Source organism: Kitasatospora humi (genome assembly GCF_020907985.1).
Classification (GTDB): domain Bacteria; phylum Actinomycetota; class Actinomycetes; order Streptomycetales; family Streptomycetaceae; genus Kitasatospora; species Kitasatospora humi.
Genome location: NZ_JAJJPA010000022.1, coordinates 91,294 through 101,416, shown reverse-complemented (window position 1 = coordinate 101,416; position 10,123 = coordinate 91,294). Strand labels below are relative to the sequence as shown.

The 10,123-nt window shown below is 70.9% G+C and carries 8 protein-coding genes and 2 pseudogenes; 2 read left to right on the top strand and 8 right to left on the bottom strand.

Annotated features, from left to right (window positions below):
* Nucleotides 1–116: 116 nt before the first annotated feature.
* From LN042_RS21340 to LN042_RS21305, 8 genes and pseudogenes are all read right to left on the bottom strand, one after another.
* Nucleotides 117–344: a DUF6458 family protein gene (locus tag LN042_RS21340; protein WP_230052888.1), complete on the bottom strand. Its 228-nt coding sequence runs from the start codon at nt 342–344 to the stop codon at nt 117–119.
* A gap of 34 nt (nt 345–378) precedes the next feature.
* Nucleotides 379–2,022 carry a bifunctional phosphatase PAP2/diacylglycerol kinase family protein gene (locus tag LN042_RS21335; RefSeq protein ID WP_230052887.1) on the bottom strand — a complete coding sequence of 548 codons (1,644 nt, stop codon included), beginning with the start codon at nt 2,020–2,022 and terminating at the stop codon, nt 379–381.
* A gap of 159 nt (nt 2,023–2,181) precedes the next feature.
* A complete protein-coding gene (locus LN042_RS21330; protein WP_230052886.1) occupies nt 2,182–3,204 on the bottom strand; it encodes a YihY/virulence factor BrkB family protein in 1,023 nt (340 codons plus the stop codon).
* Between the two features lie 101 nt (nt 3,205–3,305).
* A complete protein-coding gene (locus LN042_RS21325) occupies nt 3,306–3,746 on the bottom strand; it encodes a hypothetical protein (RefSeq protein WP_230052885.1) in 441 nt (146 codons plus the stop codon).
* Nucleotides 3,747–4,200: 454 nt separating this feature from the next.
* Nucleotides 4,201–4,382 (bottom strand): annotated as a pseudogene (locus LN042_RS21320) (hypothetical protein); the annotation flags it as partial.
* A gap of 117 nt (nt 4,383–4,499) precedes the next feature.
* Nucleotides 4,500–4,689 (bottom strand): annotated as a pseudogene (locus LN042_RS21315) (GNAT family N-acetyltransferase); the annotation flags it as partial.
* 73 nt (nt 4,690–4,762) lie between these two features.
* Nucleotides 4,763–6,292 (bottom strand): PLL family lectin, encoded by a 1,530-nt coding sequence (locus LN042_RS21310; protein WP_230052883.1) that lies wholly within the window; start codon nt 6,290–6,292, stop codon nt 4,763–4,765.
* 41 nt (nt 6,293–6,333) lie between these two features.
* A complete protein-coding gene (locus LN042_RS21305) occupies nt 6,334–6,816 on the bottom strand; it encodes a hypothetical protein (protein ID WP_230052882.1) in 483 nt (160 codons plus the stop codon).
* 70 nt (nt 6,817–6,886) lie between these two features.
* Between LN042_RS21305 and LN042_RS21300 the strand changes: the two genes are divergently transcribed.
* Nucleotides 6,887–7,582 (top strand): hypothetical protein, encoded by a 696-nt coding sequence (locus tag LN042_RS21300; RefSeq protein ID WP_230052881.1) that lies wholly within the window; start codon nt 6,887–6,889, stop codon nt 7,580–7,582.
* Nucleotides 7,583–7,607: 25 nt separating this feature from the next.
* Entirely contained in the window at nt 7,608–10,100 is a 2,493-nt protein-coding gene (locus tag LN042_RS21295) for a helix-turn-helix domain-containing protein (RefSeq protein ID WP_308191842.1), read from the top strand.
* Nucleotides 10,101–10,123: the final 23 nt, after the last annotated feature.

Genomic DNA, 10,123 nt, shown 5'->3' with positions numbered 1-10,123 from the left:
CGACGCGGCGCGATGACGTGCGCACCGGTTCGCGTCCGCCGGTCCCGTGGTCCCGTCCGTCAGGACGTGCCGACCACGGGTTGGGGCGACTTCGTGCACCTCGCCGCTCGGCTGGCTCATGGCTGCTCGTAGTAGCGCCGTTCCTCCACGACTTCGTCGGCTCCCGCCCGGCCGGTGTACCGCCGGCGTTTGAAGATGCTCACGTACGTGATCAGGCCGAGCAGGCTGGCGGCCATCAGGATCCAGCCCACCGTATGGATGTTGACTCCTGACACGTGCCAGTTGACGCCGAAGGCGAGGACCGCACCGAGGGCGAACAACAGGACGCAGCCTCCGATACCCATAACTCCACTCCTTGCGGTAGGGAACGGAGTCCGGCTACCCCCGAACCGGCGGATGACACCCCGCCGCCCGGCCTCGGATCGACGTCTTCCGGCCTTGCCCTCCTGCGTCGGCCCTGGACACCGGGGGTCGACCGTCCTGGAACACCACACCCCCGAGCAACCCCTTCCGCACCACCGGTTGCGGAGGCACGGCGGGCTCTTCGGGCCGGTAGACGGTCAGCCCGGCGGGGACCTTGGCCAGGCGCAGTCGGGGGACGGCCCGGATGGTTTCGCCGTCGACGGCGAGGTGCCGGGCATCGCGGAGGTCCGTGAGGTCGAGGGCCGTCAGGCGGGCCTCGCGATAGACCGGGGTGCGGGCGAGGGTGCCGGTGAGGAAGGCGAAGAGAAGCCGAGTGCGGGCGAAGGGATGGCTGCCGTCGACGGCGCGGACGTCGAGCAGGCCGTCGTCCAGTGAGGTCCGGTGGACGGGGGCGAAGCCGGGCGGGTCGTAGGTGCCGTTGCCGGCGAAGAGCATCCACACGGTCCTCGGGACGCCGGAGACGGTCAGGCGCACCGGTTCGGCGGTGGCCAGGACGCGGACCAGGGCGACGCCGAGGGCCGGCCACTTGCCGATCCGCTTCTCCAGCCTCTCGCGGACCCGGACCAGCTCGGGGTAGATGCCGACGCTGAAGGTGTTGAGGAACGGTCGGTCGGCCCCCTCCCCGGTGACCAGACCGAGGTCGACCGCGCAGGCGCGGCCCTGTTTGACGGCTTCGGCGGTGGCCCGCACGGTGTGGGTACCCAGGTCGAGGGCGAAGTGGTTGAGGGTGCCACCCGGGAACACGGCAAGGGGCAGTCCCTCCCGTGCGGCGACGGTCGCTGCCAGGTTGACGCTGCCGTCGCCGCCGCAGATGCCCAGCGCCCCGTGGGTCCTGACGGCCAGTGCCGCGGCCCGCTCCACCAGCGCGGCGAGGTCGTCGCCGTCGCCGCACATCAGGATGTGGGCGTCGGGCAGTTCGGTGCGCAGTTCCTCGACGAGTCGTTCCCGGTCGCCGGTGCCAGGGAGGGTGCCGGAACCCGAGGCACCGTTGACCACCAGGTGGAGCCCGGCGCCGGTGGGCAGCGCGGGCACGTCGATCCCGGGCGGGGCCGTCTGGGCGGGGTGCTCGCCGCGGCGGGGCCACCAGCGCAGGGTGAGCGCGGCCGCCCCCGCCCCCAGGGCCGCTCCCGCCAGGACGTCACCGGGGTAGTGGACGCCGACGTAGACGCGCGAGGCCATCACCCCGAGGGCGACGGGCGCGGCGATGGCACCGAGGAGCGGCGACTCGATGGCCAGCCCGGTGGCGAACGCCGCCGCCGAGGCGGAGTGCCCCGACGGGAAGGAGCTGGTCACGGGCTGTCTGAGCAGACGCCGGACCAAGGGCACCGGTTCGAGAGCGGGACGGGAGCGACGTGTGAGGCTCTTCGCGGCGATGTTGGCCACGGCGGATGCGAGCAGGAGGGAGCCGGTGGCCCGCAGGGCGGCCCGGCGCGCGGTCCGATTGCCGGTCGCGCCTGCCACTGCGGCGCCGGCCAGCCACAGTTTTCCGTGGTCGGCGGCGCGCGTCAGGCGGGACAGCCACGGGTCGGCGCCGCGCAGGCGGCGGGAGGCGACCTGGACGAACAGCCTGGCGTCGAGGTCGTTCAGGGTGTTCCTCATGCGAAGCGGTCCTCTCACCGGTGACGGGTGAGCGATGGGCGTGATGCGGCGGCCGCGCAGGCGAATTCGGGCGACCCGGGCCAGGCGTGGGACGTCCCCGCACCGGTGACCCGGGCCAGGCGTGGGACGGCCCCGCACCGGTGACCCGGAGTGCGCGGCTCACCGCCCGGCGGGCGGCGGCGGGTCGGCGGCGGCGGGGCTGCCGGTGGCGGGTGGGTGAAAGTCGACGCTGACTTCCTCGCAGGCCTTGTAGGCGGCGGCGGTGGCGTAGGAGGTGTAGGCCCGGCGGTCCGCGCGCGTCAGCGGGGCTTCGTCGGTGAACGGGGCCGCGACGCTGCGCGGCCACAGGTGGCGGGTGCGCACCGCCGCGCTTTCCGCGCAGACGACAAGGGTGAGCGCGCCGAGGTAGATCCACGCCATCAGGCCGAGCACGATGCCGAACAGACCGTACGTGGCCGTCGCCCCGTGCAGCTCGTGCCCGACGTAGTAGGTGCCGGCCGTCAGCAGGCCCTGCCAGACCAGCGATGCCCCCAGGGCCTCCGGCCACAGAAGGCGTACTCGCAGGTGCCGGGTGGTCAGGAGCTTGAAGCTGGTCACCAGCAGGACCGTGTCGACGGCCAGCGAGAGCGGGAGGGCCGCGGCCCTGGCACCCCAGTCGACCCAGGTCGGCCAGTGGTGCGCGGTGCCGGTGAGGGCGGCCAGCGCACTGGACACCAGGAGGGCCGTGGCGAGGAGGCCCAGCAGGGCGAGTCCGCGCAGGCGGGCGGCCAGCGCGTTCGGGCGGCTGTGCTGAGGAACGGCCCACACGGTGTTGAAGGCGTTCTGAAGCGCCTGTGCGACTCCCAGGGCGCCGTAGAGACTCCCCGCGATGCCGACGGCGAGCGCGAAGTCGCTGCCGTGGAAGGAGTGGATGTTGCGCTCGATCTGATCGCCGATCACCGGGAACTGGCTGAGGGCGGAGTGCAGGACCTGCTGCTGGAGCTCGGCGTCGCCGTGCAGTGCGAAACCGAGCACGGTGACCAGGAGCAGCAGCATCGGGAAGAGGGAGAGGAAGCCGTAGTAGGTGATCAGGGCAGCCATGTAGGTGCCCTGATCGTCGATGAACTTGTAGATGACGGCGAGTGTGAGCGCCACCGAGCGGCGCTGCCGCTGGTAGGCGTCGAGTCTGCCAAGCACGTTCATGGGCCCGCGCATCCTGGGAGTTGAGTGACCGACCGTTGAGGAACGTGGTGCGCGGGCACCGCGGCGGTCACGCGCGGCGGCGCCGGCGCCGGCTCCGGAGGTCAGCTGCGTCGCCGCCGCCACAGGATGACCGCGATGACGCCTCCCGTCACTGCCGCCACGCCGGCGGCGCGCGAGCGCCGGCCCGTCCCGAGTCGTGCCGCGGCGGTGAACACGGTGCCCTGGCCGGCGTCGGTACCGCGGCGAACCGAGTCGGCCACCGAGTGGGCGCCCCGCACCGATCCGGCCAGTTGCCCCCGAGCGAACGCCACCGTCCGGGCGGTCGTGCGTCGGCCGAATCCGACGGCCGCCGTCGCCCAGGAGCGGGCTCGTCCGAGCGCCTGGTCCGCGTGCACGTCGTCCAGTTGCGCACTGATGGCCTGCGCGGCCTTGCGCAAGCCGGCCGCGGCGTCGAGGGTGGGGATCCCGATTGCCTCGTGGGACCGGGCCCGATCGGCTCCGGCGGAAGCGGATGCCCCGGTGAGGCGGTCGAGGAGAGTCATGGCGGCCTGCCTTCCGTACGTCGATGACTGCGCACCTCGCCTTACCGCTGCGCTGCCGGTCAAACCGCCCTTCGGCGACGGTCGGCCTGCGGTCGCGCAGCCGGAGGCGTCCGTGGCGGGGTCACGAGAAGCCTGATCACGCGTGGTTGCGAAAGCGGCGGGCGAGTCGGCGAATTGAGCACCTTCGTGCTCCTCCAGGAGCTGGCGCGGCACCACTGCTCGGGCTACCGGTGTGGGCCTGCGGTGGCACCGGCCCGTACACCGCGGCGGCGGCCGTGGCCGGTGCGGCGGACGGCGTGCTGCTGGACACCCAATTGGCGCTGCTCGCCGAGTCCGCTGCGCCCGAGGAGGCGGTGGCCGCCCTGCGCGGCGTGGACGGATCGGAGACCGTCCTGACCGACGGGGTGCGCACGCTGCGGCGTGGCCGTGTCGAGTTGATGGCCGGTCAGGAAAGGCTCGGCACGCACCGGGTGGCATGCCCGGGGGCGGTCCGCAGCAGCTCGGTGCCGCGCGCCTCGCAGACCTGGCGCTGGAACGCGGGTCGCACCGCCCCGCGTGCCACCGCCTCCTCGGTGAGGAGGTACGCGGTGCCCATCAACAGCCCGGCGCCACTCCTCGTTCGGCCAGCGGCGCGGCGGCCACCGGTGTCCAAGATCACCTCCAGTCTTCGCTACACCGCACCTCCCGGTCGCCCGCGCACTGCGGGCACTCCAACCGGTCCGGCCCGGCCTTCTCGGGCAGCTCCAGCTGCGAGCCCGCCTTGGCGTGCCGGGCGAGGCTGGCGGTGTTCTCCGGGAAGATGCCGGACTTCACGGTCCAGATCCCGGCGCCGGTCGAAGCCAGCAGCGCATCCAGCAGCGCCAGTCCGACACCGAGGCCCCGGACGTCGGGGTGGACGTAGGCGGAGTGCGACCACCCCGGCGTACGCGCGCCGATCGGAGATCGGAGGTGGGCCTACGGCGAGCCGGGGTGGGGTATCACGCTCCCCCATCTGGGGCGGTGGTGGGGTGGTGGGGTCAGCGGCTGGTGCCGCCGAGGAGGGCGGTGCCGTGCCAGCCGTTGCTATCGGCCCAGTCGTTGACCAGGTAGCCATTGGGGTCGACGAACGCGACGAGGTTGCCGGGGCCGTCGGTGGTGATGCCCGAGCCTGCACGGGCCTGTCCGCCGAGAAGGGCGGTACCGTGCCAACCGTTGCTGTCCGCCCAGTCGTTGACCACATAGCCATTCGGGTCGACGAAGTAGACGTGGTCACCGTTGGCGTTGAACGCGAGCGGCGAATCGGAACGAGCCTGGCCACCCATCAAGGCCGGCCCGTGCCAACCGTTACCGTCCGCCCAGTCGTCGACGACATTACCGCTCGGATCGACGAACGCGACCAGACCACCACCGGCGGTGGTGGTGATGCCCGAGCCCGCACGGGCCTGTCCACCGAGCATCGCAGTGCCGTGCCAACCGTTGCTGTCCGCCCAGTCGTTGACCACATAGCCGTTCGGGTCGACGAAGTAGACGTGGTCACCGTTGGCGTTGAACGCGAGCGGCGAATCGGAACGAGCCTGGCCACCCATCAAGGCCGGCCCGTGCCAGCCATTACCATCCGCCCAATCGTCGACGACATTACCGCTCGGATCGATGAACACGACCAAGTTGCCCGCCGCGTTCGTGACGACGGGGGAACCCGCCCGGGCTTGTCCGCCGAGCATCGCCGTGCCGTGCCAGCCGTTGCTGTCCGTCCAGTCGTTGACCACGTAGCCGTTCTGATCGATGAAGTACGCGTGGTCGACCTTGGCATCGAGCACCACAGGCGAATCGGCACGCGCCTGACCACCCAACAACGCCGGCCCGTGCCAGCCGTTACCGTCCGCCCAATCGTTCTCCACGTACCCGTTCTGGTCGACGAACGCCACGTAGTTGCCGGCAGCAGCCATCGACACCGGCGAGGTCCGGGTCTGGGCGATGTTGTTGTAGCGCAGGGCCTCGAAGGAGGAGATCGAGTAGCCCTCCAGCGTGCTGGAGTAAATGCTGCCCGTCCGCTCGTCGGCGACCTGGCCGTAGTCGTGTTCGGCGTCGTAGTTGAAGGTCCCCGCCGACTGGTTGGCCCACGAGTCGAACAGCACGACGTGGTCGGCCGTGTAGTCCAGCGCGTCGCCCGGCTGCAGGTTCGTGTCGCCGCTGATGTTCCCGGCCGTGACGGTGGAGACGTTTGGGAGAGTCTGGGTGGTCAGGCTGTCCGTCAGGCCCCAGGCCATGGAAATGAAGCCGGAGCAGTCCTCCCGGTACGGACCGCCGACGGCACTGTCCTGCCAGGCGGCGGACTGGCTGTACGGCACGGCATTGTTGATCCAGTCGTGCGCCCTGGCGATCATCTGCTGCTGCGTTATCGCGGCGCCCGGCGCGGACGGACCGAGGCTTCCGGTCGATCCGGGCGAGCCAAGGCCGACGGTGCCGGCGAAGGCGGCACCACTCGGCACCAGCGCGACCACCGCGCCGAGCAGCGACCCGGCTGCGAGCAGGGCGACGCCCTGCGATTTCCTGCGCATCGATGACATGGTTCTCCCTTGTTGTGTTGGCTGGTCGATCGGCGTTTGGATCAGCGCGTACCGGCCTGGCCGGCCGGCAGGTTCGTGAGCAGCGACAGCACGTTCGAGTCCTGATGCACGTCGTACGGAACAGCCGCGGAACCGCTGGCCAGTTCGTCGAAGTGCAGGACCAGCAGGCTCGTGCCGTGCGCGGCGAGGTAGAGGTGATTGGTCTGCTTGCCGGGGGCGGAGACGCCCTCGACTCCGGTCCAGGTGCGTTCGAACGCCGCGGCGCCCGGGGCGTCGGCGGTCTGCTGTGAGACCGCGTCGGCGGTGATGTGGTGCGTGCTCTGCAGGGCCCTGGACGTGGCCTGGCAGGAGCTCATACCGGAGCGGACTCTGTCGTATGCGGTGTTGGCCGCCGCCGGACCGGCGAACGTGTAGATCTCCAGCACCGCGGGGTCGCCGCCGCTGCTCAGGTAGGGCTGCTGCTGCCAGGTCGTGGCGCCGTGAACGCTCGCGCACTCGTTCAGGGCGATGTCATGGCCGCTCACGTCGCGCACCGGACCCGCGCTCTGCGCGGTCCACGACTCGGCGGTGTACGAGGCGAGGCTGGAGCGGACCGTGCTGGTGGTCGTCGGGTTGAGGGCGGGCGCCGTTGCGGTGCCGCCTGGTACCGCAACGGCGCTGGGCGCATTCGGTTGCGTCGGTGCACCGGTCGTGTTCGGCGTCGCGGACGCTGACGGTGCGGACGCCAAAGATGCGCCCGCATTCGGTTGCGTCGGTGTACCGGTCGTGTTCGGCGTCGCGGACGCTGACGGTGCGGACGCCAAAGATGCGCCCGCATTCGGCACTGCTGAGGCCGAAACCGAGGTGGTGGCAGGCGGAGTCCGCGCCTGCGGCCGGCCGGCCGAGGCGGTGCCGCAGCCGGCCAGCCCGAGTGCGGCGCACGCCAGGCAGAGGGCGAGCTGGGTCGATCGGCGGCGGCCGCTTCGGCGCGGACCGGCCGGATCGGCAGCTGTGGTGCCACGCCGTCGTATCAGCATTCGAGGTTTCACATCCGTTCGATTCATCGCCAAGCGCGACGCGGTGAGGAAGGAAGAACCGCTGATGTCAGCGGTGGAGCCGCAGCCGTTCGGCCCTCGCTCCCCCGTGCCAGACCTCGCCTCGTCACGGTCGCCTCGGGTGCTGCCGGTTGCGGCGACTGGTCATCACCTTGGTGTTTTGGCTGCTCAGCGCACCACGCCATGGACCGGCCAGATATGGCAGACAGTCCTGAGCAGGAATCACACCCATCAGTACGATGATCACCGGCCGTAGAAGGAAGATCGTTTGACGGGGGCGAGTGCATCAGGTGAGCAGTCAGTTCGGTTCCCTGCTTCGAGGTTTGCGCTCAGAAGCTGGGCTGACGCAGGAGCAGCTGGCCCAGCAGGCCCGGCTGGGGGTGCGTACCGTCCACCGGCTGGAGACCGGCAAGCCGATCGACGCCCGGATGGGAACGGTGAGGCAGATCGCCCACGCCCTGGCCGACGCCCTGGGACGCGAGCGCGACGACGTCTGGCAGAGCCTGCTGGCCGCGCAACGCGACACAGGTGACGCCGCAGTGTCGACCTCGGCGCCGGTCGAGGACGCTCCCGGGATCCGCGTGCCGTCGCCCGGCGCGGTGCCCGATCCGGCCGAGCCCGGGCCCCAGCCGGCAAGAGGTGCCGGGCCGTCGGCGCGAGGTGCGCTGGCCGAGGTCGCCGACGCGTTGGCACGCGATGTGCACAGCCGCTGGATACGCGAGGAGGAGCAGCGCCGGATTCGCGACCCGTTCCCGTTGCCGGTGCGGTGGCGGCAGGTGCCCGAGGGGCTGTTGGACCACTGGGACAACATCTGCGGCGCTGCTCCCGGAGCCACCGCCGGTCCGCTTTCCTTGGACGGCGACCTGTCCGGTATCGCGGACGCGTATCGGAGTGTCCCGTCCGGGCGGCTGGTGGTGCTCGGCCGGGCCGGTTCCGGCAAGACCGTGCTGATGATGCGGTTCGTTCTGGACTACCTGGGGGCGCGCTCGAGCGGCGATCCCGTTCCGGTCGTCTTCAGCGTCGGCTCCTGGGACCCGACCGTGACGGGCCTACGCGACTGGCTCATCGACCGGCTGCTGCGCGACCACCCGAATCTCGCCGCACGTGCTTCTGGCCGCTCGAACCTGGCAGCCGCCTTGGTCGACGCCGGCTGGATCTTGCCGGTGCTCGATGGTTTCGACGAGATCGCCGTGGGACTTCACGGGGCCGCCCTCAGTGAACTCAACGCGATATCCCTGCCGCTGCTCGTGACCAGTCGCACCGAGCAGTTCGCCGATGCGGCCGCGACCGAGGTGCTCAGGAAGGCCGCCGGCATCGAACTGACCGACCTGACCGCGGAGGACTTGGTCCACTATCTGCCGCGCACCGCACGGCCGACCGGGCAGAGCGGGAAGAGCGGGAAGAGCGGGAAGAGCGGGAAGAGCGGGCACGCTGGACGAGCCGCGACCGTGTGGGACCCGATCCTGGACGAGCTGCGCAGCCGACCGGACACCCGCTCGGCCGCCAACCTCGCCAGCGTGCTCAGTACCCCGCTGATGGTCCTGCTCGCCCGGACCCTCTACAGCGACACGCCAGGCCAGGACCCCGCGGACCTCCTGGACACGGTCCGCTTCCCGACACCGGAAGCAATTGAAGAGCACCTGCTGGCCGGCTTCGTGCCCACCGTCTACACCCAACGGCCCCCGGTGCGGACCGACACCGATGGGCCGCGTCGGCGCCACGGGTGGGACCCGCAGCGCGCCCGGCACTACCTGGGCCACCTCGCCAGGCACCTCGACAAGCCCGAGCAGCACAACCGACTGGACGTTGCCTGGTGGCAGCTGTCCAGCGTCCTGAGCCTGCCCTCCCGCATCCTCGCGATCGTCCTGGCCGGCACCGCGGTCGCGACCGCGGTCGAGATGCTCGTATCCAGCGCCGTGGACCTGGTCATCAGCGACCGCCCGTTCATGCTGGGCGCCACTCTCCTCACTGGACTCGTGCTCGGCCTGACCATCAGCCTGGCTTTGGGGCTCGTCTACGGGATCGCCGTCGTGTTCGGAAAGAAAAGGTTCAAGCCGTCCCGCGTGCGGCTGCAACTACCGATCCGAGGCAGACGGAAGGCCGGTACGCGCGCCCGCAGACTCCCGACCGCGTTCGGCGCCGGACTGCTGGTCGGGATCGCCGCGGGCTTGTCATACGGACCCACTCACTACGCGCTGCTGGTCCCAGGGCTGGTTCCCGGGGCACCGCTCGGCATCCAGGAGCCAGTCGACACCGTGCTGGTCCAGTCGCTCCTGTACGCGGTCGTCTACGGAACAGCGGGAACCCTGGCGCTGGGGCTCATGGCTGCCCTGGAGACACCGCTCGATGTCGGATCCGCCGCGACGCCGGCGGACCTGCTGTGCAGCAACCGCAATACCGTCATCCGGCAGACCCTGCTCGTCGCGCCGGCGATCACCATCACCGTCGCGGGTACCTACCGGCTAGTGGATGGCTTCGCCCCTGGCTTGTTGGGCCCACCGGACTTGCCTTGGGGATGGCTGGCAAGCGGGGTCGAGTGCGGGCTCATCGGCACCGCCTCCTACGTCCTCGCGTTCACCGCCTGGGGCCAGTGGGTACTCTTCACCCGAATCGCCCTCCCCCTGACGGGACGGCTCCCCTGGGCGACCATGTCGTTCCTCGACGACGCCTACCACCGAGGGGTCCTGCGCCAGGTCGGAGCCGTCTACCAGTTCCGCCACGCCCGGCTCCAGAGCCATCTCAGCTCCGCTCCCCGTACCTCGGAAAACGGTTGACCATGTGCTCACGCGATCTGGAG

Coding starts and splice junctions, on each gene's coding strand:
- LN042_RS21330 (WP_230052886.1), bottom strand. CDS start 3,204: ATGAACGTGCTTGGCAGACTCGACGCCTACCAGCGGCAGCGCCGCTCG.
- LN042_RS21325 (WP_230052885.1), bottom strand. CDS start 3,746: ATGACTCTCCTCGACCGCCTCACCGGGGCATCCGCTTCCGCCGGAGCC.
- LN042_RS21310 (WP_230052883.1), bottom strand. CDS start 6,292: ATGTCATCGATGCGCAGGAAATCGCAGGGCGTCGCCCTGCTCGCAGCC.
- LN042_RS21335 (WP_230052887.1), bottom strand. CDS start 2,022: ATGAGGAACACCCTGAACGACCTCGACGCCAGGCTGTTCGTCCAGGTC.
- LN042_RS21340 (WP_230052888.1), bottom strand. CDS start 344: ATGGGTATCGGAGGCTGCGTCCTGTTGTTCGCCCTCGGTGCGGTCCTC.